The sequence below is a fragment of the Tumebacillus flagellatus genome, from assembly GCF_000714935.1.
GTDB lineage: Bacteria > Bacillota > Bacilli > Tumebacillales > Tumebacillaceae > Tumebacillus > Tumebacillus flagellatus.
Genome location: NZ_JMIR01000001.1, coordinates 237,638 through 261,837 on the forward strand (window position 1 = coordinate 237,638; position 24,200 = coordinate 261,837).

Below are 24,200 nucleotides of genomic sequence, written 5' to 3' on the forward strand. Positions count from 1 at the left end.
GACTATCCTCCGTTCCGCTCTGTGCGCCAATGTCGCAGGCGCTCTCCTAATACTTGCTCATACCCGTTACGGGTTGGATGATAGAACGTGGTGTCTCGCAATTCGTCGGGCAAGTACTGTTGTTCGACATAATTCCCCGGGAAATCGTGCGGGTAGAGATACCCTTGACCGTGACCGAGCTTCGCCGCTCCCTTGTAGTGCGCGTCTCTGAGGTGCGGCGGTACGTCGACGGAACTGCCCTCGCGAATCATCTGCAGAGCGCGGTTGATGCCCATGTACGACGCGTTCGATTTCGGCGCGGTGGCGAGGTAGGTCGCCGCTTGGGCGAGGATGATCCGCCCCTCCGGCATTCCGATCACCTCCACCGCTTGAAACGCGGAGAGCGCGATTTGCAGCGCGCGCGGGTCGGCGTTGCCGATGTCCTCCGACGCGGAGATGATCAAGCGTCGTCCGATAAACTTCGGGTCTTCGCCGGCGTCGATCATCTTCGCCAGCCAGTAGAGGGCGGCGTCGGGGTCGGAGCCGCGAATCGACTTGATCAAGGCAGACGTCGTGTCGTAGTGTTGATCGGAGCTCTTGTCATAGCGCACGACGCGGCGTTGAATCGATTCGGCTGCGACGTCGAGCGTGACATGGATGACGCCGTCCGTATCCGGCGGCGTGGACAACACCGCCAGTTCCAGCGCGTTGTAGAGGCGGCGGGCGTCGCCGTCCGCGTAGCGCGCCAGATGTTGCAGCGCCTCATCGTCCGCGGAGACGTTATAATCGCCAAGGCCGCGTCCGGGCAGGGACAGGGCTTTTTTCGCCATGACGATCAGGTCTTGTTCGGTGTGTTTTTGCAGTTGGAAGATCTGCGAGCGCGAGAGCAGCGCGGCGTTGACTTCGAAGAAAGGATTCTCCGTCGTCGCGCCGATCAGCACGATCAAACCTTCCTCGACGTGCGGCAAGAGCGCGTCCTGTTGGGACTTGTTGAAGCGGTGAATTTCGTCGACGAACAGGACGGTGCGCTGTTGGTACATCGCCAGCGCGTCTTTGGCGTCGTCGACCACTTTGCGGATGTCGGCCACACCGGCCGTGACGGCGTTGAGCGTGCGAAACGTCCGTTTGGTGGAGCGGGCGATAACGCGGGCGATCGTGGTCTTGCCCGTGCCGGGCGGCCCGTACAGAATCAGCGACGTGAGCGAGTCGGTCTCGATGGCGCGGCGGAGCAGCTTGCCCCGGCCGACGATGCTCTCTTGCCCGATCAGTTCGTCCAGCGACTGCGGGCGCATCCGGGCGGCCAGCGGGGCGTTGTTCTGTTGCTCGGCTTCCGCTTGGAATCCAAACAAATCCATGTTACGCGAGCCCTCGAACGACGCGTTGGATCGTCTCAAGAGCGGAGACGATGTCCGCTTTCGAGATATTCAAATGAGTGACGAAGCGAACCAGCTGCGGGCCGAAACCGCCGCAGAGGATGCCGGATTTTTTTAATTCGTCGATCAGTACCGTTTCGCTCACGCCAAGGCCCGCGATGTTCACGATGACGATGTTGGTGTCCACCGTCGCCGGATCGATGGCAAGGCCCGGAATTTGGGCGAGACCCTCGGCGAGGAACTTCGCGTTGGCGTGGTCTTCGGCGAGGCGTTCGACGTTTTGAGTGAGGGCGAGCAGAGCGGGTGCCGCCAAGACGCCGACTTGACGCAGGCCGCCGCCGAAGCGCTTGCGCCAGACGCGGGCTTGCTCGATGGTGGCGCGGTCGCCGACGAGCATCGAGCCGACCGGGGCGCCGAGGCCCTTGGAAAAGCAGAATTGGACGGTGTCCACGTATTGGGCAAAGTCGGACGGTTTCTGACCGCTGGCGACGACGGCGTTGAACAAACGGGCGCCGTCGAGGTGGACGCGGATGTTGTTCTCGCGGGCGATCTCGTGGATGGCGCGCATGTTCTCCGTCGGGACGACGGCACCGCCGGCTTTGTTATGGGTGTTTTCCAAGCAGATCAGCGTGGTGACCGGCTGGTGGATGTCGGACGGACGGATCGCGCCGCGCACGTCCTCCGGGTTCATCGCGCCGCGCACGCCCTTGATCGTGCGGGTCTGCACGCCGCCGAACGCCGAGGCGGTCGCGCCTTCATAGAGGAAGATGTGAGAGGTTTCTTCGAGGATGATCTCTTCCCCGCTGCGGGCTTGGGTGAGCACGGCGATCTGGTTGCCCATCGTGCCGGAGGTGACAAACAACCCCGCTTCTTTGCCGAGCATCCGGGCAGCGGTGTCTTCCAATTTCTGCACAGTCGGATCTTCGCCGTAGACATCGTCGCCTACTTCGGCGTTGTACATGGCTTTGCGCATCTCTTCCGAGGGTTTGGTGACAGTATCGCTTCGCAGGTCGATGATCATAGCTGAGTTCCTCATTTCCGATAAATTCACTCGTCATTACGAATAAGTATAGTCGAATGCAAGCAAAAAGGCGATGAAAAAGTTCATCGCCTTCATGTTTTGCTTCTATACTGTGTTACAGAACAGTCAGCAGTTGCGGGCCGTCCGCCGTGATGGCGAGGGTGTGTTCGTATTGGCAAGACAGCGAGCCGTCCACCGTGCGGGCGGTCCACCCGTCTTCGTCCACTTTGCAGTGGTACTTGCCGATGTTGATCATCGGCTCGATGGTGAAGACCATGCCTTCGCGAATGCGCGGGCCGCGGCCGGCCGGGCCGTAGTGCGGCACTTCCGGGCCTTCGTGCATCGAGCGGCCGATGCCGTGCCCGATGAAGTCGCGCACGACGGAAAAGCCTTCGCCCTCGGCGTAGACTTGGATGGCGTTGGAGACATCGCCGATGCGGTTGCCGACGACTGCTTTCTCGATGCCTTTGAACATGGATTCGTGGGTGACTTCCATCAGGCGTTTTGCTTCCGGCGAGATTTCGCCGACCGCATAGCTCCACGCGGAGTCGGCGTTCATGCCGTCAAGGGTTACGACCATGTCGATGGTGACAATATCGCCTTCCTTGAGCGCGTACTTACTCGGCATGCCGTGGCAGACCACGTCGTTGACAGACGCGCACGTCGCGTACGGGTAGCCGTGGTAGCCGATCTGCGCCGGGATGGCGTTGCGCTCGCGCATATAGGTCTCAGCGAATTCGTTGATCTCCATCGTGGTCAAGCCCGGTCGCATCATCTTGGCAATTTCGCGGTGAATCTCCGCGATGATGCGCCCCGCTTCCCGCATGACGGCGATTTCGGAGGGAGTTTTGATTTCGATCAATGCAGTACACTTCCTTCTAGGGTCAGATGTCTATTATGTACTATACCATAGTGCGCAAAAGAGTGACAAAAAATGAAGCCGTCCGGGGTTGTTCCGGACAGCTTCAAATGTTGTTCCTTACGGGGTAACGGTCGGAGTCGGAGTTGCAGTAACGAAATCCACTGCGTTATCGTTCGTATCCACACCCTCGTTGCGTTGAATGCTGTGGGTGTAATCCGAAGCCGTTTGGTTAGCCGGTCCGGACCCGTCAAAGAGGTTCGCGGTGGAACCAAACCCGACGAAGTCTACGAGCGCCAGATCGTTCATGGACGCCAAGTACGCGCTATTGTGGCTCAGCAAGGCTAACTTGCCCGCCGTTCCGCTCAGATTGGTCGTCGAGGAAGCGAGGAAACCTGCCGGAAGATCGGCCAGCCCGGTGTTCGAACCGCTGTTGTACTTGATCAACGCATAGCCGTGCGCTTTGATCACGCCGTTCAACGTCACGGAGCCGGAGGATGCCCACGGCCACGTCGAAGTGGTCGCCGCTTGGTATTGCAACATCCAGTTGCTCAGAGTAATGTCCACATCAGACGGGTTATACAGCTCAACGAAGTCGTACTTGTACGTCGAAGCTGCGTTGCCGCCGTTGCCGTAAATTTCGCTGATCAAGATGTGGTTGTCCTTTGCGATGACAGAAGCAACGTCCGAGGTGGTGTCTTGGTTGCCGTTGACCGCTTTGACGAAGTAATAGTACGTCGTGTTGACAGTGCCGGCATCGCGGACGGTGTCCGTGTACGTTTGCTCGCCTTCATTCGCCGTGCCCACAACCGTCGCCGTCGAGACGTCGTTGGTTTTGGAACGGAGGATTTGGTAAGTCGTGCCGACCGGGCCGGTTGCATCGGTCCACGTCACGACGTTGTTCACACCCACCGTTGCGTTGTCGAGGTCGGTGGAAGTGACCGCGACGTTGGTCGCCTGCGTCAACGGAACGACGTTCTCGTAGTCTTGGGAAGCCGTGACTTGAACACTGACCGGGTCAGCGCTGCCCGTGGAGTTTTGCGCCACGATGAAGTAGGTGTACGTCGTCCCCGCTTCCACATCGCTGTCCGTGAACGTTTGACGGCCGGACGGGACGAAGCCGAGCGAGACGGCATCCCCGATCACACCGGTGGTGCTGCGGAGCACTTCTACCTGGGTCGTATTCTTGGAATCCACCCAGGTGATTTTGTTTTCAACGCCGCCCGTCGTTTGCAGGTCGGTGTCTTGAGAAACACCTTTCACGCTGGTGACGACCGTCGGAGCCGGAATGGCATCGGTGGTCACAGTGTACGTTTTCTTCGTCACGCCGTCCGCGGCGGTGACGACGATCAAATTGCCGGTCGCAAGCGTGCCCGAAGTGATCTCGGTTTGCCCGTCCGCTTGGTAATACTTCACCGTTGCTCCGACGAGCGGTTTGACGACCGCATTGACGGTGTCGAGCGTGACGCCGTACGGGAAACCGCTGACGGTGCTGTTCGCGGTGTCCACTTGGTAGACGTCGGAGAACAGCTCGGTGTTGTCGGCAGTAAACGAAACTTTCGAGTAGCCGGCGGTTGCCGCGTCCGTGTCGTTCCAGAAGAACACGCGGTTCTCAGCCGGAATCGTGTACCACAGGTTCGGGTCGACCAATTTCTTCGTGTAGTAGTCGCCGACCGGCTTGGAGAGCGGGGTGTTGTTGTCCATGCGCGCACGGAAGACAAACGGCTGTTCCAAGAGCGGGTCCGCCGGGTTCCAGATGCCTTTCTTCTCCGCTTTCGCTGCTTTCAGCGCGTCTGCGTAAGTTTCGAAGCCCTCGAGGTTCGGGTAGATCTGATAGGTCGTTGCCATGCCTTCACGAACTTGCTTGAGATTGATGTCTTCGCCGTTCTTGAAGACGTGAGCCAGCAGGCGGCCGTACTTGTCCAACGGCTCGGAGCCGAAGTGCAGTTCGACCGGCGTGTTCGCCGGAAGCAGCGCGTCCAGCGCGTTGTGCGCCGCATCGCCGTGCGCGCCTTGCGACAGGCCGTTGTAGACGGTCTCCGGCGTGTCGATCGAGAGGAAGCGAACGTTGGTAGCGCCGAAGATCGGAGTGGACAACTTCACCGTGTCTCCGTCAACACCGCGCGCGACCGTCGCTTGCTTCACGACGCCGTCGGTGCTCGGAGCCGGAGCTTGCGTCGCTTGCTCGACCACGTCGCCCGCTTTGCGCGGCAACAGTTGGTAATCGGTGTTGTATTGGCTCATGATCCCGGTCAAGTCATACCATTTGCCAACTTGCAAAGAGTTGATGGCACCGGTGGTTGCGTAGACGCGCACCAACAACGAGTTGAAGTTTGCGTCGATCAGCGACAGGTTGTAACCGCCTGCGGAGTCCGGGGTGTCCGGTTTGCTGGAGAGGTAGCCGGACACTTGGACAAGCTTGCCTTCCGCGGCTTCCGCAACAGAGGTGTTGGAAAGCTCTTCGAGCGTCATCGCTTGCGGAGTCGGCAGGGTGCGGCCCTTGCCGATCAGGGTGATGGCGTTCGCATCCGGCACAAACTCGGTCAAGTTGTTGTACGTCGAGATCGTACCGGTCATGCGCAGTTCGTCGCCCTCTTGGAAGTCGAAGCCCGCCGGAGCGGTGTAGCCGAACAAATTGATACCGCCCGAACTGTCTTGGATGTACGTGGACAGTTTCGCAGACGAGTTAAATGCCGAGTTGTTCGCAGTCACGATGCCTTGGATGGTGACTTTTTGCGTCTTATTGGTCACGCTGCGGGCATTGGCGATCGACATCGTCTGTGCAGCCGGGTCCAAGAAGGTGATCGCAAACGGGCTCGAAGTGACGTTTGCGTTCGCACCGATGATTTTCGCCTGCGGGATCGTCACCGTCACGTTGGCGTTGTTCGCCGACGTGTGCGCGGTCGCTTGTCCGGAAAGCGTGATCGTCAACTGTGTGTCGCTGTTACGGGTGACGGTGTAGTCAAGACCTGCGGGCAAGTTGTTCAGGGTGACATCTGCCTTGGTCAAGTCTTGTGCGAATGTGCCGTTGGCAAGCGTCAGCACTTCGCTGCCTGTGACGGTGCCGTCATTGGCAGCAGCTTCTTGGAACGAAGACGTTGCCGGGGTCAGCGTGACAGTGCCCGGCTCCGGAGCCGGTTCAGCCGTATAGGAAACCGGGAAGCGAACGCCTTCGGTGTAGCCCGGTGCGGTTTTGTGGAACAAGTCCCACGCGGTGATCGAGACGTACACAGTGCCGCCGTTTGCAGCCAGTGCGTTCACCGGAATGGAGACCGAAGTTTGACCGGACGCTACGGTTGCCGAACCGAGCAACGTGCCCGCTGATGCTTGGGAGTACACTTTCACGGTGTCGCCCGCCGTCAGATTGTTGACGGTGACGGTGTCGGCAGCGCCGGAGTTGTTGGTTACGGTCATCTGGTTGGAAATCTTGATGCGGCCGAGTTCCGGTGCGGTGACAACGCCGTTCGGGAAGGACTTCACGTAGTCGATCAGCGCCGGGAGGTCTTCCGGGCCGGTTTCCGAAGCGAGGGTCGCTGCCGGAATCGGCGCGTACTTGCCGGTGCCGGTCGCCATGAAGTTGTTCACGACGATGGTGTACGTTGCGTTCGGGTCGATCAGCGTGCCGTCCATCTTCGTGATGCTGTCCACTTTTTGCGTCGAGTAGTTGTATGTGTACTTCATGCCCGCGATGCTGTAGTCGGAACCGAAGGAAACGGACAACTGCGCTTCCAGAATCTTCGGAATGTCCGAGCCCTTGACGGTAACCTTGGTCAACACGTTGTTGAACGGTTGGATGTTGAACAGGTCTTCCCACTTGATCGGGCCGGCGTTCAAGTTCGTGCGGATGCCGCCGCCGTTCATCATCGCGAAGTCTGCGTCCATCTTGACGCGCATGCCGTCGGCGATCAAGTTGCCAAGCGGGTTGTCGCCGGTGCCGGTGTAGCCGCCCGGCATATCGACGGACGACGTGCCGACGACCGACTTGAGGGTCGGGCCTGCTTTTTCCGTGTACTTGTCGATGATTGCGGTGATCGCCGGGTCCGGAGCTACTTTGGACTGGTCGTTGATGACGACTTCGGCTTTTTTGGAGACGATGTCGTGCGTGGTCGTATCGATCTCCAAATCGACGTCCGCGAACGCTTTGCCGTACTCGTACGCTTGAACGAGCAGTTTGTTGTTCACATAGCCTTTGGCAATTTCATGGTTGTGCGCTGCGAAAATCACGTCGACGTCCGGGTCGACGTTCGCCGCCAAGTTTGCAGCCGGACCGGTCACGTTCTCGCCGTTTTGCGTCAAGTCCATATGAGCCAGCACGACGATCGAGTGCACGCCTTGCGCTTTCAACTCCGCCGCCGCTTTGTTGACCGCTGCCGTTTCGTCGGTGAACTGGATGTCTTGGATCATCGACTGCATGATCATCGAAGCCGCGCCCTTGGTGACGACGCCGATGAAGCCGATCTTCTCGCCTGCCACTTCCTTGATTTCATACGGCTTGAGGACGAGGTCGCCGGTGTTTTTGTACACGACGTTTGCGGCGATCAGCGGGAAGTTCATGCCTTTGTAGTCCGGGTTGGACGGGCGCGCCGGACCGTTCATCAACCGCTTAAGCTCGGCGGTACCGCGGTCAAACTCATGGTTGCCGACGGTGCCGATCGAGAAGTTCATCGCGTTGAGCGCTTCAACGGTCGGTTCGTCGTTCTCCAGTGCCGAAACCGGAGAGGAACCGCCGGTTGCGTCGCCGGTGTGCACGACGAGCGTGTTCGGGTTCTCTGCTTCGCGCTGTTTCAGGTAGGTCGAGAGGTAGTCGAGACGGCCTGCCGCGTTGACGGTGTCCGGCGTGCCGTCAAAATTCAAGTCTTTGCCGGTCAGTTTGTAGGTTTGGTCGAGTTTGCCGTGCAAGTCGTTCAACGCCAACAACTGAACTTTCACGATCTTGTAGCCGACCGTCACTTCAAACGACTTGGTGGATACCGCGTTGCCTTTGCGAATCGTCGCGGTCAGCGTGACTTTGTTCGGAGCCGGTTCGCGTTCCGGACGAGTGACGACGCCGGTGTTGGAGACCAGGTCGGTGTTGCTCGAAGACCAAGTGATGTCCGAGCCGTACTTCTCGCCTTTCTGCGGAAGCACGAGGTCGGTCGTCACTTCCGAGAGCGATTTGTTTTGGCTCAGCAAGTCTGCGTCTGTCAGCAGATTCTTGTCAACCGTTACCTTCCCCGCGTTGGTCATCACATGATCCGGAATCGCGTTGCCTCCGGAATTCGGGTTGGAGTTGTCGTTCGGGGTTTGCCCGTTGACGGTGCCGACTTGGTCGCTGTGCGCGTCGTAGTTCTTGACCACGTCCTTCGCATCCTTGCCCTCCGGCAAGACGAGGTCGCCTACCTGCACGTTGTCGCCGAGCGACAACTGCGCGTTGGTGTTGGTGACTTGGACTTTGTCGATCTTGCCCTTGGTCGACAGGGTGAGCACGCCGGAACCTGCTGCCGTGACCGTCGAGATGTTCGCGCTGCCGGTGATCGTGGTGTCCTGCGATCCGTTGACTTCCACCGTGCCGATATTGCCTGCGAGATCGACTTGCTGGGCGCCTTCTTGCAGGGTCAATTTCGGAATCGTCACCGAGGAGTCGGACTGAATCGACGCGTTGGTGTTGACGGTGACTTCTCCGACTTGCGTTTGGCCCTTCGGCTCCACGCGCACGTCTTTCTTGTTCACGTCGACGCCCTTCAACGTCGCATCTTCAAACACGACGGTGTTGCTGTCACCGCCGTTGACGAGGGTTTTCCCGGAAACTTGCAGATTCTGGCTGTAGAAGTCGTTTTGCAGCTCGCGTCCGACTTCAAAGTTGCCTGCGACCTTGAGGTTTTTCACCGAGATGAAGTTGGCAGACACTTTCACGTCGCCGTCTACAGTGGTGTTTTGACCGTCGAGAACGAGGTTGTTGCTGAACTCTGCCGCACCGGTTTGCGCTGCAAAGCCGGATTGAGTCAGTTCAAGATAAGTCAACTTGTCAATCGTGCCGTTCGTCGCTTGGAAACGCACGGTTGCGCCTTGGAGGACAGTTGCGTTCACTGCGTTGAAGAGCCCCTTCAAGTTGTTCGCAACCGCGTAGTTCTTGCCGTTGATCGTGACGTTCGCATCGGTGACAGCCGCCACTACTTGAGGTTTGTTCACGGTGTTGGCAAAGTTGACGGCAACGGCCGCCACTTCTTGGCGCTGTGCGTGTTGCAACGGGTTGAAGTTCACACCGTCGCCTTGCATCAGACCTGCGTCGATCGCCGCTTGCACGTAGTCTTTCGCCCACTCGCTCACTTGACCGTGATCGGCGACGGAAAGCTTGGCACCTTTGCCCGCAACATCGAGCTTCGCGGCGCGCGCCAACACGACCGCGAGCTCTTCGCGGGTGATCTGATCATCCGGACGGAAGGTTTGGTCGCCGTCTCCCGTCATCAGACCGGCTTTGGCAACCGTTTCGATATATTTGACACCCCATTGTGCAGAGGGTACGTCTTTATAAGAAGAAACAGACCCAGTATCGAGTGTGAGGTTCATGAGACGGGTCAGAATGACCGCCAACTCTTGGCGAGTAATCGTGTCCAGCGGACGGAAGTTGCCCGACGGGTCACCGCTGATCAAGCCCAGAGTTTTCGCTTGCAGGATCGCATCTTGTGCCCACGCATCAGCCAATGCCAGGTCCAGATACCCATTGACAGATTCAGTTGCAGTGGCGGTGGTTCCCGCAGCATAGGTGGCAGTCACCGGACTGAGTGCCGTCGTCAGCACCAACGCCGATACCAGTAGTTTTTTCGTGCTGTTCTTCACTGAATTTCCCCCGTTTTCGATGAGATGAACAATCCCAGTTCCCCTGTAAATCATCGTGTTGTAAATGCTTTTCTCACAACACAGAATCTATCTTATCACAAAAATCTTGCTAGTTTGTAATTATTTTGTCAATATTGATCGAAAAAGACACGAAAAAGCCCGACGCTCGTTACCGAGAGTCGGGCTTGTGGATGTCAGCAGTTCAAGAACCCCGCACCGCCGTGTTACCAAAGTTTTGAACCTGCTCGCGCAGGTGGGTGGTCTGCTTTGGCCTCTGTGGTTCCGCCACGAGCGCTGCTCAGCGGCCTCCACTCTTCCGTTCGACTGGGACCTCCCAAAGTCTAACTGTTGGATCAAAACATAAGACAATCACCAACATAGAAGGGTTCTTTGAAGTTGCTTACGAAGATTTGCCTTGACCTAATCGTACTTGAATTGAAGGAAAATTCAAATAGTGCAAGAGCCCTATTTTGCGACTGGGTCGTTAGTCTCCCCCTCGGCGGTTGTGTCGGCTTCCAGCACCGCTTTGCCGTGGCGGGCGATGTGCAGAACCTCCATCTGTTGCGTCGTGACCGGAGACGGAGCGTCGGTCATCAAGTCGGACGCCGAGGATGTTTTCGGGAACGCGATGGTGTCGCGCAAGGACGGGCGTTGCGCCATGATCATGATGATCCGGTCGAGACCGAACGCGATGCCGCCGTGCGGCGGGGTGCCGTACTCGAACGCTTCCAGCAGGAAGCCGAATTGCTCCCACGCTTCTTCGAGCGTGAAGCCCAGCGCCTTGAACATGCGCTCTTGGATTTCACGACGGAAGATCCGCATCGAGCCGCCGCCGATTTCAAAGCCGTTCAGCGCGAGGTCGTACGCTTGGGCACGAACGTTCGCCGGGTCGGTTTCCAAGAGGTGCAGGTCTTCCACCATCGGCATCGTGAACGGATGGTGAGCTGCCACGTAGCGGCCGGATTCCTCGTCATGCTCCAAGAGCGGGAATTCCGTGATCCAGATGAACTTGAACTGCGATTCGTCGATCAGCTGCAGGTCGCGCGCCAACTTCTGGCGGAGGTTGCCCAGCGCGTCGGCGACGACTTTTTTGCTGTCGGCGGCAAACAGGATCAGGTCGCCGACGGAAGCGCCTGCGGTCTTGATCAGCGCTTGCATTTCTTCCTCAGAGAAGAACTTCGCAATCGGGGACTTCACGCCTTCTTCTTGCACCGCGATCCACGCCATGCCTTTGGCGCCGTAGCGCTTGACGAACGCTTCAAGCTCGTCGATTTGCTTGCGGGAGTAGCCCGCGCAGCCCGGTGCGACGACCGCTTTCACTTGGCCGCCCGCTTCCACCGCCGCGTTGAACACTTTGAAGCCGCAACCGCGCACTTGCTCGGTCAGGTCTTGCAGCTCTACGCCGTAGCGGATGTCCGGTTTGTCGGAGCCGTAGCGCGCCATCGCTTCCGCATAGGTCATGCGCGGGAACGGACGCGGAATTTCGATGCCGAGGGTGGTTTGGAACAGACCGACCATCATCTCTTCGACCATCTCGTGGAACTTTTCCAGCGGAATGAACGATTGCTCGATGTCGAGCTGGGTGAATTCCGGTTGGCGGTCAGCGCGCAGGTCTTCGTCGCGGAAGCAGCGGGCGACTTGATAGTAGCGCTCAAAGCCGGACACCATCAGCAACTGCTTGAACAGCTGCGGAGATTGCGGCAGCGCGTAGAATTCACCCGGATGCACGCGGGACGGCACGAGGTAGTCGCGCGCGCCCTCCGGCGTGGACTTGGTCAGCATCGGCGTCTCAACTTCGAGGAAGCCGTTGTTGTCGAGGAAGTCGCGGAAGTATTTCACCGCTTTGGAGCGGAGGATGAAGATCTTCTGCATTTCCGGACGGCGCAGATCGAGGTAGCGGTACTTCAGCTTCAAGTTCTCATCGACATCGACGTTGTCTTGGATGAAGAACGGCGTGGTTTTCGCCGCGTTCAAGATTTCGACCGCTTGGACATGCACTTCGATCTCGCCGGTCGGGATCTTCGCGTTGACCGCGCTCTCGGAGCGGGAAGACACGGTGCCGCGCACCGCCACGACGTACTCGTTGCGCAGTTTGTCGCCCATCTCCATCAGTTCCGGCCCGCACGTCTCGGACGGTTCAAACACCACTTGCACATAGCCGGAACGGTCGCGCAGATCGATGAAGATCAGCCCGCCGAGGTCGCGGCGGCGTTGCACCCAGCCGGTCAGCGTCACTTGCTCTCCTACGTGTGCCTTGCGAAGCTCGCCCGCGTTGTGCGTGCGGTGGAGCGTTTGTCCTTGGAATTGCTCGCTCATGATTGGTTCCTCCCCACGGATCTCTACAGTTTCTGTTGAACTTTCTGCACCAGCTCGGAGAGCGGGACGGACACTTGCTCGCCGCTTTCCATGTCTTTGATGTTGGCGACGCCCTGCGCCAGTTCGTCGTCGCCGAGGATGACGACTTGCTTTGCGTTCAAGCGGTCCGCCGCTTTCATCTGCGCTTTCATGCTCTTGCCCAGATAGTCCTTGTCAGCGACGAGGCCGGCGGTGCGCAGTTCTTGCAACAGGGTGACGGTGCGCTTCGATGCTTCTTCGCCCAGCGCCACCAAGAACACGTCGACGCCCTTTTCAATCGGCAGTTGCACGTCTTGGTTTTGCAGAGCGATCAGCGCGCGCTCGATTCCGACGGCAAACCCGATGCCCGGTTGATCCGGCCCGCCGAGCTGCTCGACCATGCCGTTGTAGCGGCCGCCGCCGGAGAGCGTCGAGCCGGATTCCATAAACTCAAACGCCGTCTGCGTGTAGTAATCGAGACCGCGCACCATGCGCGGGTTGACGACGTACCGGATGCCGAACGAGTCGAGGTACGACTTCACTTGCTCGAAGTGGGTTTTGTCTTCGTCCGTCAAGTAATCGAGCATGTACGGCGAGTTTGCCACGATCTCGTTGTCGCGGTCGACTTTGCAGTCGAGGATGCGCATCGGGTTGCGGTCGAAGCGGCTCTGGCAGTCTTTGCAAAGCGTATCTTTGACCGGGGCGAGGTGTTCACGCAGCACGTGGCGGTACGCTTCCCGAGATGCCGGGGACCCGACAGAGTTGATTTCCAGCGTAATGTCCTTCAAACCGAGTTCCGTAAAAAACGTCATCGCCAGCGCAATCACTTCCGCATCCACGCTCGGGTCGTTGACGCCCAGCACTTCGACGCCGAACTGGTGGAATTGGCGGTAGCGGCCGGCTTGCGGACGCTCGTAGCGGAACATCGGGCCGATGTAGTACATCTTGGTCGGCTGCGGTTGCGCGTAGAGTTTGTTCTCGACGAACGCGCGCACCACCGACGCGGTTCCTTCCGGACGCAGGGTCAGCGAGCGCTCGCCGCGGTCTTGGAAGGTGTACATTTCCTTCTCGACGATGTCGGTCGTCTCGCCGACGCCGCGCTTGAAGAGCTCGGTGTGTTCAAAAATCGGAGTGCGGATCTCCGCAACGTTGAAACGGCGGCACACGTCTCTTGCCGTACGCTCGATAAACTGCCATCTCTCCACATCGCCGGGGAGCAAATCGTTCACTCCGCGGGGTCGATTGGTTAACATGTTGAATTCCTCCTTCGGTGTACGAAAAAAAGCTCCCGTCACTAGCGCATATCACATGCACTAGGGACGAGAGCTTTGTAGTTCCCGTGGTACCACCCTGATTGAAACGGCAGAAAAAACACCGCTTCCGCTTAGCCGGTTAACGCCCGGACACGCCCAACGCTACTGCCCCCGGAAAACAAGAGGGTTCGCGGTGAGTCCTCTGGGATGTCTTTCTCGAAGGCGCGTAGGGAGACACTTGCAGCCGAGGGTGTCTCTTCTCTGGCAACGCGGAGAGCTTCGGTACTTTTTCCCGTCATGGGATCTCGATCAAGTTGAAATTAAGTGTAATCTTACTCAGACAATGTTTTTCTGTCAAGTACATTCTGCCCATTTTCGCGAAGTTTACTCGCCGCCACCACGCCCAAAATCAACAGCAGAGTACCGGCAGCGGCAAATGTCACGCCCACCGCCGCGACGCCGAGCACCGCGCCGCCGACGATCACCCCGAGCGATTCCGAGCCGAACGAGGCGGTCGCCCAGACGCTTTGGCAAGCGGACATGCGGTGCATCGGCATGGTTTGCTGAATCATCGTCGTCACCGGAATGTCGGTCAAAAAGTGCGCGAACCCCGTCGCGCCCACCAACGCGCAAGCCAGCGCGAGCGGCGGCGCAAACGAAAGCGCGAGGAACATCACGGCGTACAGCAGCCAGCCGACGGCGACGAGTTGCACGACGGAAAGGCGGGCGGCGAGTTTTTTCATGGAAGCGGTGGAGAGGAACATGCCGATCGAGAAGCACGCCATCAGCAACCCGTAGACATCGCCCTCGCCGTGCAGGACGTTGCCCGCCAAGAGCGGCAGCCCGACTTTGATCAACCCCGCCGACACCACCAAGCCGAACGACGAGGCCGCGACGGCAAACAGCACCTGCTTGCGCCGTTTCAGTTCCCCGAATGCAGAACCGATCTCCCGCAAAAGGGTCCAAGCCCGGCGGGCTGCAGAACGGTTTGACGAGATTTCCGCGCTGCCGGACGATTCGTGTATCGATGCGGCTTTCAAAGCGCCGGACGCAGCGCGATCCGCGAGAGCCTCCCCGCCGCCGGACAGGTTCGTTTTTTTCAAGGCCAGCAAGGTCGCAAACGACAGCAGGAACGACAGAGCGTTGCCCCAGAGCACGACGTCCGCCTGCGCCCGCGCCATCAGCACGCCGCCGAGCAACATGCCGAGCACTTTGCAGATCCGTTTCGCCCCTTCGCTGAGCGAATTGGCGAGCAACAACTGCTCACGCCCGAGCATCTCCGGGTACAGCGCCCGCATCGCCGGGTGAAAAAACGCCCTCGCCGTCGTCAGCAACGCCGCGACGGCACACACTTCCACAACCGTCAAACTCCCCAGCGCATAACGCACCGCCAACCACGCGACGGCCGCGGCCCGCACGAGGTCGGAAACCAGCATCGTCGTCCGCCGGTTCCAGCGGTCGGCCAACACGCCGGCGAGCAACCCGCACACGAGAAACGGCACGCTCTGACAAAACGCCAACCAGCCGAGCGCCGCCGCGCTGCTCTCTGTCAAACGGTACACCAACCACACGATGCCGACTTCATAGACGGCGTCTCCCAACTGCGACAACACCTGTCCCGAAAACAAAAGGGAGTAGCCGCGATGGCGTAGCAGCTCCCGATACGTCATGACGACCTCTCCCCTCTCCCCTCTCCGATCAGCGAATCAACCGGTTCAACACCGGCATGCGTTTGATCTCTTCGCGGGTGATCCCCTTGATCGCGACCATCACCGCAAAAAACACCGCCGCGCCGATCGCGCCGCAGAAGATCACCAAAATCAAGTTGGCGATCCGCTCGCTCGGGATGATCAGATCGAACGGAATCTTCGCCACAATCCACACCACGACGCCCATGATCAGCGAAGCCGCAATCGGCTTGCCGAAGATGTCGTTAAACGAGAGCGGGACTTGGGCAATTTTTTGCACAGAACGGAAATTGAGAATCGACGAGAGCAAGTAGCCGAGGACGCTGGCGATCGCCGCGCCGAAGATTCCGTAAAACGGCACCAGCGCGATGTTGAGCACCGTTTTTAAAATCAAGCCGGCAAACATATAGCGAATCGGCAGGTACATATGCCCGAGCGCCTGCAAGATGTACGCCGTGACCAGCTCAAACGACGAGAAGATCGCCATCAGCGACACCATCGCAATCGTATCCGAACCTGCCGTGTCTTTGAACAGCGTGATGTCGATCGGACCTGCAAGCAACAGAATCCCCGCCGCCGTCGGGAACGAGAAAAACGACGTCAAGCGGTACGACATCAACACGCGCTCGTTGCGCAGCGGGGTGTTTTTTTCCGTGATCGCTTGGGTGATGGCGGGCATCAGCGAGAGCCCGATCGCGGTGGCCAGCGACAGCGGCATCGCGATCAGGCGCAGCGCCCGCGCGGTGAAGATCCCGAACTGCGAGTCGGCTGCGTGCTGCGACAACCCCATCCCCCAGACGAGCAAGTTGGTGATCGTGAAGTTGTCCACGTTCTGCGACAGCGGCAAGACCAGCGAAGACAGCGAGATCGGCAGCGCAACCACCGCGATCTTGCGGAAGATCTGCTTGTTGGTCATGTCGGACGGTTTCGTGATCCGGCTCTTGTTCGCCCGGCGAATCCGCACGACATGGCGGCCCAGGTAGAAGACGGAGAACGCCGCTCCCAGAACCCCCGAGAACGTCGCGACCGCCGCCGTCCAATTGTCCGGTGCGCCGAGCTGCTTGCACGCGTACACCCCGCCCAAGATGGCCAGTGTCCGCACCAGCTGTTCCCACACTTGCGAAGAGCCGGAGATGCCCATCTCTTGATGCCCTTGCAGATACCCGCGCATCGCGGCGAGCAACGGCACGACGAGCAGGGCGAACGAGAGCGAGCGGATCGCCGTGGATGCCGGGTAACTGTGTGCGATAAGCGCGATGACGCCGCCCAGCGCAAACATCAACGCCCACATGATCACGCCCGCCAGCGTCATATACCGCGCCCCCACGCGGTAAATCTGGTCGGCCGTCGCGTAATCGCGCATCGTGTTGCGCTCGGCGATCAGTTTGGAGATCGCCAACGGGATGCCCGCCGTGGTCACCGTGAGGATGACGACGTAAATCGCATACGCATGCTGATACAGCGCCATGACGTAGTCGTGCGCCATGTTCTGCAGCGGCACGATGTAGACGATGCCCAACACTTTGGACAACATCCCGGCCAGAGCCAAGGAAAAAGCTCCGGCGACCAATCCTTTTTTTGCAGTTGAAGACATGTATGGTTTTCCCCAGTCTATGTAGCGATTTGATTGCCTAAATTCCAGTCTATCACAGAGAGCCCCCCTTAGTCCCGCTGTTCACAAAAAAGCCCCACTCCTTAGACGGAATGGGGAACGAACACTTCGCGCAGAGCTTTGAGTTTTTTCTCTGTCACGGCATCGACGGTGTCGACGTAGGCTTTCGGTTCTTTGGCGTTGTAGATGTGACGTAAGAACTCGCCCTTGCGGTAGAGTTTCGAAGACGCGCCGCCGCCAAGCCCGATGATCGTCTGCCGCTCTTCCATGATCGCGATGTTGTAGATCGAGTCCATGCCCGGTTTTGCGTAGCCGACGTTCTCCAAGTTGCCGAGGATGTCCTTCTGCCGGTAGACGTAATAAGGGTGGTAGCCCAATCCCCGCGCCCACTCCGCCGTCTCCGCCATCATTTGCCGGACGATGCGCGTGTGCGGAATTTCGTACTGGTCGCGCTCTTTGTTGACGACGGCGGTGCGCTTGAACGACATCGTGTGCACCGTGACCGAGTCCGGGTTCAGCGCTTCGATGCGGGCGCGCGTATGGCGCACATCGTCGAGGTCTTCGCCGGGGAGACCGAGGATCATGTCCATGTTGATGTTCTCAAAGCCCGCTTCCTTGACGAGGTGGAAGCGCTTGTCGACGATGTCCGGCGTGTGACCGCGTCCGATCGTCTTCAGCGTCTCTGCTTTAAACGTCTGCGGGTTGACGGAGATCCGGTTCACGCCGTAGCGGCGCATCACTTCGACGCGCTCCGGCGTGATCGTGTCCGGTCTGCCCGCTTCCACGGTGAACTCGCGCCACGGTTTGGCGTTCGGGATGTGAGCGTAGATCGCTTTCATCACGCGCTCCAACTCCGGCGCTTTCAGCGATGTCGGCGTGCCGCCGCCCAAATACACCGAAGTCACAGGGATGTTCTGTTCGTGCAAAAATCCGCCGATCGCCGCAAACTCGCGCTCCAGCGCCTCAAGGAACGACGGCGCATACGTCGCTTTGTCCTCCATCGAGTACGCCGGGAACGTGCAGTACGCGCAGTGCGTCGGGCAAAACGGGATGCCGACATAGATCGAGACTTCGCGGTCGATTTCGTAGAGATCGGGCATCGTCTCCAGTTGTGTGTCGGCGATCTCCAGCAACAAATCGATGCGCGCTTCGGAAATCGCGTGCTCCGTGCGGAGCTTCTCGCGGATATACGCGTTGTCACGGCCCTGTTCGCGCAGGTTGTGCACGAGCTTCAGCGGGCGCACGCCAAACAAGATGCCCCACGGATGGTGCTCGCCGGTCAGTTGCTCCAGCACGTCGTGCAGCGCGCGCAGAGTCGCGGACTTGCCGCGTTTGACCCTGATGTTCGGCGCGGCTCCGGGCTCAATTCCCTTGGTGAAAAAACTCGTGCGGCTGCGTCCGTCGCGACGGTCATGCAGCTCGGCACGAGCGGTGACGGCAGCGGGTTCCTCTTCTGTCCACGTTCTTATAAAAAGCGCCGCGTCCGCCTGCTCTTCAAACACCACTTCGTCTTCCTCGAAGAACAGGTGAACCAGGCGTTCCGTTTCACTTTGGTATTTCGGGTTGCCAAGGTCGATGGCGATCCGCATGGGCTTCACCTCCAGACACCAGTGTAACGTTCTGCGCCCCAGCCGTCCACTACCTTTGCAGTTTTGCGCGCAGGTGTTGCAGTTCCTGAGAGGTCAGGGCAAATTCGGTGGCGAGTTCCACGTCTTCGAGGTAGGTCTGTTTTTGCAAAAAGTCGTGGAAGTCCACGTTGAGGAGACGTTTGTTGGTGAAGGACGAGACTTGTTGGTGGATGGTTTTACGCATGGGGGGAGACCTCCTTGGAAGCTGATGAGTCTGCGAGTTTTGTCTGCTTCTAGCCTTCCCTGTCGGAAAGGAAACAATCGGTGTCGAAGGGCAGGAATCCCGTTTTGACGGGACGAATAGGGGGTTTCAAAACCTGTGTCAGGAGGTACGACTTCGTGAATCGCAAGTCTTGGGTCTTGGTGTTCGTGGTCTGTTTTTCTCTGCTGTTCTCCATGATCGCGGCGGCTGCCGACGGCGGCCGTTTCGTCAAAGTGATCGCGTACGACGTGAACATCCGCGCCGGAGCGTCGACCGAGGAGAAAGTGATCGGGCATGCCGATTACGGTGACCAGTTCGAAGTGATCACGTCGGAAAACGGGTGGTACCAAGTGCAGCTCGACAACGGCGAGAGCGGTTGGATTCACGCCTCGCTGGTTCATGAAGGCGGTCGCTTCGCCACGTCCAACCCCGTGATCGATGTCGCCGAAGCGAACGTCGAGAGTTTGAACGTGCGCGGCGGCGCTTCCACGTCGTTTGAGATCGTCACGACGATCCAGCCCGGCACGACGTATCCGGTGCTGCAACAGAGCGCCGACTGGGTGCAAATCCGCCTGCCCGACGACCGGACAGGCTGGGTCTCCAAATCCTACGTCACCGTGACGCAAGGCAAAGCGAAGCCCAACGCCCAAGCGGAGCAGGAACGGGCCAGCGTCCTGAGCGACACCTTGAACGTCCGATCCAACCCTTCCCAGTCTGCCCCGATTCTTGGCACGCTCAAACTCGGCGACCTCGTGCAAGTCCTCGAATCCGGTGCCGGCTGGACGAAGATCGACTGGAGGGGCCAAAGCGCTTACGTCAGCTCCGACTATCTGAAACTCCCCGGCAAACCCGCTCCCGTTCAAGACAATGTTCCAGGACCGGCACCGACGCCTGGAGCAAACGCCGATTCCGCCGTCACCCTGACGCTCCAAGAAGCGACCAACCTGCGCAGCGGTCCGGGCACGAACTTTGCGCTGCTGGAGACCGGAGCGGCGGGTACCGCGTACTCTGTGACCGGCAAATCGGGCAAGTGGCTCCAGGTCACGATGCAAAACGGACGGCCCGCTTGGGTGGCAGGCTGGCTGCCCAAAGTGGACGGCGACCTCGCAAAACTGCCGGAGGTCGGACAGTCGCTCGACGGCGTCCTGCACGGCAAGACGATCGTGCTCGACGCCGGGCACGGCGGAACTGACGTCGGTGCGATCGGACGGAACACCGGCGTCTATGAAAAAGACCTCACGCTTCCCCTCACCCGCCTGCTCGCCAACAAGCTGACGTCCACCGGCGCGCGCGTGGTGCTGACACGCTCCGACGATTCGTTCGTGTCGCTCGACGACCGCGTGCAAATCTCCAAAAAAGAAAACTGCGACGCGTTTGTCTCGCTGCATTTCAACACCAACGCCGACCCCGACTTGTCCGGGACGATGACGTTTTACTACAGTGATAACGGCCAAGACCGCGACCTCGCCGACCGCGTCCAAAAGCAGCTGGTCTCCCGCCTGGGACTGCCGGACCTCGGCACGAGGTTTGGCGACTACTACGTCCTGCGCGAAAACCCGCAAACCGCCGTGTTGATCGAAACCGACTTTCTCACCAACTCCGGCGACGAGCAAAAAGCCAAGGACCCCGAAGTCCAAGATGCTGCCGCCGAAGCGATCTTCCAAGCGCTGGTGGACTACCTGAAATAAAAAGAACCCGGCCTCCGAGGAGGACGGGTTCTCTTTGTGCTTTATTTGTCGATTGCTTCGAGTTGATCGAGGAACAGCGGGTTGAGGACTTTGATGTACGTGCCCTTCATCCCGAGCGAGCGGGATTCGATGACGCCCGCCGATTCCAGTTTGCGGATTGCGTTGACGATGACCGAACGGGTGATGCCGACGCGGTCTGCAATTTTGGAAGCGACGAGGAGGCCTTCGGAGCCTTCGAGCTCTTTGAAGATGTGCTGGATCGCTTCTTGCTCGGAGAACGAGAGGGATTCGAGCGCCATCAAGACCATCGCGCGTTGACGCGCTTTTTCATGAATTTCTTCTTGCTCGGAGCGGATGATCTCCATGCCGACAACGGTTGCGCCGTACTCGGAGAGGATCAGGTCATCGTCGCTGAACTCCTTGTTCAGACGCGCCAGAACGAGGGTGCCGAGGCGGGTGCCGCCGCCGACGATCGGAACGATGGTGATGTTTTTCTTCTTGAAGACTTCGTTTTCTTCCGGAGAGGAGAAGACGTAGAACGGTTCTTTGTTCTCCACGTTCTTCACGGTTTCCGTGAATTTCAAGAGATTTTCGTTGAATTGGCCCGGGAACTTCTGATCGACCGTCATGATCTGGTTCCATTCGAGGGTCAGTTCGTACTCAGCGAGGCCGTACCCGAGAATCTTGCCGGTCTTGGAGACTACGTAGACGTTCGAATCTACCATATCGCTGAGGAGCTTCGCCAACTCCATGAAATCCACGCCGTTTGCGGCAGATTTTTGCAAGAGTCGGTTAAATCGCTGTATTTTTTCCAACAAAGCCATGGTGGTCACCTGCTATCTATGATTTTTGTTTTTGGATTTATTCTAACTGAAGCAATCACATATACATTATGCCAACTGAGATCGGTTTTCAAGCGTTGGAGGGCCAAATCTAGCAAATAACATAAAACTGTAACATAACCTTTGAAACTAGGTTCGATCGCTCCTCAACAATATAGACACAGTCAGCCCTATTCTATACATGTCTACCCAGAAAAGACGGAAAATTCACTTGGAACAATTCTGATAATTCAAGGACTGTCTTACTATAGCAAGATTTCTAGGGAATTGCAACCATGAAAAAAGCGATGATCCCGTAGGTCATCGCCCTTTTGAATGAATGGAGTGTTCATCCCCATTGTACTATGTCGTTCATAGCAAGTACTAGTATAGGAACATACTACTGGCTTGTCAACCGTTTTTTCACAGCTGTGGTAAAATGGCGTGAGGAGGGATCTGAATGCCAAACTGGGTGGAGTTGTTGAATCTGCATGCCGCGTTGCTTCCGCTGTTGGGAGCCTTCTATATAATACAGCTTCCTTCGCATCCCGAACGAAAAGTCGCAAAGCCGATCTTGCTGGGGCTCTTGGTGACGTTGGGAAGTTGGGTGCAAACCGGGACATTGTCCGGATTGTTGCAAGGGGTGCTGTACGGATTGTCAACGTTCGGTGCTGCCATGGCCGCTCCCGGCAGGTGGTGGAACGAGAGGCGGCGCGGCGGGAAGTCCGTATGGAAGGTGATCGGATGGGGCGTTGTGTTTGGATTGGTGCAGGTGGGAATGGAGCTGCTGTTCGGGTTGATGGTTCGCGGCACGGTCGAGGAAAGTTCGATGCGCGCGTTGCTTGCGGGCAGTCCGTGGCCGTGGTTGTTTCCAGCCGGAGCTGCAGTTGCGGCAGGGATTTATGAAGAGCTGGTCTATCGGAGATTGGCAGACGTGTGGTTGTCGCGATGGTTTCCGGGTTGGGTTGTCGCGCTGCTCTCTTCGTTGCTGTGGGCGTGCACGCACACGGCGGCAGGCGTGTCTCCTTGGTATGTGCAGGTGCTGGAGCTCGGGTTGGTCGTGGGGCCGTTGTCGTACGCGTTTTATCGGCGCTTCGGGCTGCTGGCGGTGATGGTGGCGCACGGGGCATACAATCTGGGGGCTGCTCTGATGGCTCTGCTGTAGTCCGGGTTGGAATTGTACGTCAATTCTAAAAAGCAAAGCCCTCGTTTATCAATGAAATTATTCTTGCTTGAATGAAGATTCCCCCTTACACTGACCACATACCCCGAAAGGAGGTCTCCCTCATGACCCCGAGCAAAGAAGATCAAATCTTGTCGTATGTTCAACAGCTCACAGAAGGAATGCAACAGCTTACAGAAGGAATGCAGTATCTCTCAGGATGTGTGCAACAACTCTTCGAAGGTCAACAACAACTCTTCGAAGGTCAACAACAACTCTTCGATGGCCAGCAAGAACTCTTCGTTGGCCAGAAACAACTCTTCGAAGGCATGAAACAACTCACCGAACGCGTCGATCGACTGGAAGCAAACCAACTCAAATTCGAAATCAAACTTGACGCTCTCACAGAGCGAGTAGACAAGCTGGATGAAAAAACGGACATCCTCTTGGTCCGCACCGAAACGATCGAACAAGCCTTGGTGGAAGTCAGCGAAGACGTGGAAGAGTTGAAACACCAGACGGATTTCGTCCTCCTGAAATTCAACCAAACCCGCGAACATCTCACCAACTGGGTTCGTGACATGAGAACTCCCCGCAAACCCGCCGCCCTGAAACGCAAATTCCACACCAAGTAATTCCAAACCGTACCTCCAAATCAAAAGGGACCCACTCCCAATCGAGTGAGTCCCTTTGTCATACGCAACAGCTTACGGACGAACCGCCAACTTGCCCGGGTGGTCGTGCGTCACTTCGCCTACAACTGACGCCGCCGCAATGCCGCGCTCGTGCATCCGCGCAACCAGCGCGTCCGCTTCTTCCGCCGGGACGGAAAGCAGAAGACCTCCGGAGGTGACGGCATCGCAGAGGATGATCTTCGACGCGTCGTCCACACCTTCGAACAACACATCTCCTTGCACCCACTCCATATTCCGCACTGTTCCGCCCGGATAGATCTTCTGTTCCACGTACGCCCGTGTCTCCGGGAGCGTCGGTACTTGAGACACGTAGAGCACGATCCCGACATCCGCGCCGCGCGCCATTTCCAGCGCATGACCCGCCAAGCCGAATCCCGTCACGTCTGTGCACGCATGAACGGTAAATTCATGCGCCACTTCCGCCGGGATTTTGTTCAATTCCGCCATCGTCTGCGTCACGAGGTCTATCGCTTCTTCCGAAGCTTTGCCCCGCTTGATCGCCGTCGTAATGATCCCAACCCCGATCGGCTTGGTCAGCACCAACTTGTCCCCCGGCTTCGCACCGGCGTTCGTCCACACTTTCTGCGGATGCACCGTGCCGGTGACCGCCATGCCGAACTTCGGATCGACATCGTCGATGGAATGCCCGCCGAGAATCACCGCGCCCGCCTCGCGAACTTTGTCCGCGCCGCCGCGCAGGATATCGGCGAGAATTTTCTTATCCAGCTTGGAGATCGGGAAGCCGACGATGTTCAACACGGTCAGCGGCACTCCGCCCATCGCATAGACGTCCGACAGCGCGTTCGCCGCCGCAATCGCGCCGAACATGTACGGGTCGTCCACGACCGGCGTGAAGTAGTCCACCGTCTGTACCATCGCCGTCTCTTCGTTGAGTTTATAGACGCCGGCGTCATCAGACGTGTCGATGCCGACGATCAGATTTGCGTTCGGTACTTCGTCTTTGGGTAGATGGCGCAAAACTTGCGCCAGGTCGGCCGGGCCGATTTTGCATCCTCAGCCGGCTTTTTCGGTCAGCAGAGTGAGTCGCACCGACTCGCTCGGCAACACC

General features: G+C 58.4%; 15 protein-coding genes and 1 other RNA gene. 3 read left to right on the plus strand and 13 right to left on the minus strand.

What is annotated here, in order from left to right; translation table 11 throughout:
• Window positions 1-2: 2 nt before the first annotated feature.
• From EL26_RS01180 to EL26_RS25235, 11 genes are all read right to left on the minus strand, one after another.
• Complete coding sequence (locus tag EL26_RS01180) at window positions 3-1,334, minus strand: replication-associated recombination protein A (RefSeq protein ID WP_038083496.1); 1,332 nt, start codon at window positions 1,332-1,334, stop codon at window positions 3-5.
• A gap of 1 nt (window position 1,335) precedes the next feature.
• The gene (gene ltaE / locus EL26_RS01185) at window positions 1,336-2,370 is read right to left on the minus strand and encodes a low-specificity L-threonine aldolase (protein WP_038083758.1); all 1,035 of its coding nucleotides are present in this window, start codon (window positions 2,368-2,370) and stop codon (window positions 1,336-1,338) included.
• A 118-nt stretch (window positions 2,371-2,488) separates the two neighbouring features.
• Window positions 2,489-3,235, minus strand: a complete 747-nt coding sequence (gene map / locus EL26_RS01190) for a type I methionyl aminopeptidase (RefSeq protein WP_038083498.1) — start codon at window positions 3,233-3,235, stop codon at window positions 2,489-2,491.
• Window positions 3,236-3,352: 117 nt separating this feature from the next.
• The gene (locus tag EL26_RS23255) at window positions 3,353-10,048 is read right to left on the minus strand and encodes a 5'-nucleotidase C-terminal domain-containing protein (RefSeq protein ID WP_052035841.1); all 6,696 of its coding nucleotides are present in this window, start codon (window positions 10,046-10,048) and stop codon (window positions 3,353-3,355) included.
• 204 nt (window positions 10,049-10,252) lie between these two features.
• Window positions 10,253-10,438, minus strand: a non-coding RNA gene (gene ssrS / locus EL26_RS24300) — 6S RNA.
• Between the two features lie 75 nt (window positions 10,439-10,513).
• Complete coding sequence (aspS, locus tag EL26_RS01200; protein WP_052035842.1) at window positions 10,514-12,364, minus strand: aspartate--tRNA ligase; 1,851 nt, start codon at window positions 12,362-12,364, stop codon at window positions 10,514-10,516.
• Between the two features lie 23 nt (window positions 12,365-12,387).
• Window positions 12,388-13,635 (minus strand): histidine--tRNA ligase, encoded by a 1,248-nt coding sequence (hisS, locus tag EL26_RS01205; RefSeq protein WP_038083500.1) that lies wholly within the window; start codon window positions 13,633-13,635, stop codon window positions 12,388-12,390.
• Between the two features lie 332 nt (window positions 13,636-13,967).
• Window positions 13,968-15,305, minus strand: a complete 1,338-nt coding sequence (locus EL26_RS01210) for an MFS transporter (protein WP_038083501.1) — start codon at window positions 15,303-15,305, stop codon at window positions 13,968-13,970.
• Window positions 15,306-15,333: 28 nt separating this feature from the next.
• Window positions 15,334-16,917, minus strand: a complete 1,584-nt coding sequence (locus tag EL26_RS01215) for a putative polysaccharide biosynthesis protein (RefSeq protein WP_038083503.1) — start codon at window positions 16,915-16,917, stop codon at window positions 15,334-15,336.
• Between the two features lie 101 nt (window positions 16,918-17,018).
• Window positions 17,019-18,524: a coproporphyrinogen dehydrogenase HemZ gene (hemZ, locus tag EL26_RS01220; protein WP_038083506.1), complete on the minus strand. Its 1,506-nt coding sequence runs from the start codon at window positions 18,522-18,524 to the stop codon at window positions 17,019-17,021.
• Between the two features lie 49 nt (window positions 18,525-18,573).
• Window positions 18,574-18,747 (minus strand): hypothetical protein, encoded by a 174-nt coding sequence (locus tag EL26_RS25235; protein WP_161780635.1) that lies wholly within the window; start codon window positions 18,745-18,747, stop codon window positions 18,574-18,576.
• A gap of 155 nt (window positions 18,748-18,902) precedes the next feature.
• Between EL26_RS25235 and EL26_RS23260 the strand changes: the two genes are divergently transcribed.
• Window positions 18,903-20,453 carry an N-acetylmuramoyl-L-alanine amidase family protein gene (locus EL26_RS23260; RefSeq protein ID WP_052035843.1) on the plus strand — a complete coding sequence of 517 codons (1,551 nt, stop codon included), beginning with the start codon at window positions 18,903-18,905 and terminating at the stop codon, window positions 20,451-20,453.
• A 41-nt stretch (window positions 20,454-20,494) separates the two neighbouring features.
• Here the strand turns inward: EL26_RS23260 and codY are convergent, their stop codons facing one another.
• Window positions 20,495-21,277, minus strand: a complete 783-nt coding sequence (gene codY / locus EL26_RS01230) for a GTP-sensing pleiotropic transcriptional regulator CodY (protein WP_038083508.1) — start codon at window positions 21,275-21,277, stop codon at window positions 20,495-20,497.
• Between the two features lie 457 nt (window positions 21,278-21,734).
• Between codY and EL26_RS01235 the strand changes: the two genes are divergently transcribed.
• On the plus strand, window positions 21,735-22,439 hold the full coding sequence (locus EL26_RS01235) for a CPBP family intramembrane glutamic endopeptidase (protein ID WP_038083511.1): 705 nt from the start codon (window positions 21,735-21,737) through the stop codon (window positions 22,437-22,439).
• A gap of 122 nt (window positions 22,440-22,561) precedes the next feature.
• A complete protein-coding gene (locus tag EL26_RS01240) occupies window positions 22,562-23,071 on the plus strand; it encodes a hypothetical protein (RefSeq protein WP_038083513.1) in 510 nt (169 codons plus the stop codon).
• A gap of 72 nt (window positions 23,072-23,143) precedes the next feature.
• On the opposite strand, the gene selD is transcribed toward EL26_RS01240, so the two are convergent.
• The gene (selD, locus tag EL26_RS01245) at window positions 23,144-24,196 is read right to left on the minus strand and encodes a selenide, water dikinase SelD (protein WP_420802045.1); all 1,053 of its coding nucleotides are present in this window, start codon (window positions 24,194-24,196) and stop codon (window positions 23,144-23,146) included.
• Window positions 24,197-24,200 lie beyond the last annotated feature (4 nt).

Excerpts from the sequence above, each read along its gene's own strand:
- EL26_RS01180 (WP_038083496.1), bottom strand. The coding sequence starts at position 1,334 with ATGGATTTGTTTGGATTCCAAGCGGAAGCCGAGCAACAGAACAACGCC.
- aspS (WP_052035842.1), bottom strand. The coding sequence starts at position 12,364 with ATGAGCGAGCAATTCCAAGGACAAACGCTCCACCGCACGCACAACGCG.
- hisS (WP_038083500.1), bottom strand. The coding sequence starts at position 13,635 with ATGTTAACCAATCGACCCCGCGGAGTGAACGATTTGCTCCCCGGCGAT.
- EL26_RS01210 (WP_038083501.1), bottom strand. The coding sequence starts at position 15,305 with ATGACGTATCGGGAGCTGCTACGCCATCGCGGCTACTCCCTTTTGTTT.
- EL26_RS01215 (WP_038083503.1), bottom strand. The coding sequence starts at position 16,917 with ATGTCTTCAACTGCAAAAAAAGGATTGGTCGCCGGAGCTTTTTCCTTG.
- hemZ (WP_038083506.1), bottom strand. The coding sequence starts at position 18,524 with ATGCGGATCGCCATCGACCTTGGCAACCCGAAATACCAAAGTGAAACG.
- EL26_RS25235 (WP_161780635.1), bottom strand. The coding sequence starts at position 18,747 with ATGCGTAAAACCATCCACCAACAAGTCTCGTCCTTCACCAACAAACGT.
- codY (WP_038083508.1), bottom strand. The coding sequence starts at position 21,277 with ATGGCTTTGTTGGAAAAAATACAGCGATTTAACCGACTCTTGCAAAAA.
- EL26_RS01235 (WP_038083511.1), top strand. The coding sequence starts at position 21,735 with ATGCCAAACTGGGTGGAGTTGTTGAATCTGCATGCCGCGTTGCTTCCG.
- EL26_RS01240 (WP_038083513.1), top strand. The coding sequence starts at position 22,562 with ATGACCCCGAGCAAAGAAGATCAAATCTTGTCGTATGTTCAACAGCTC.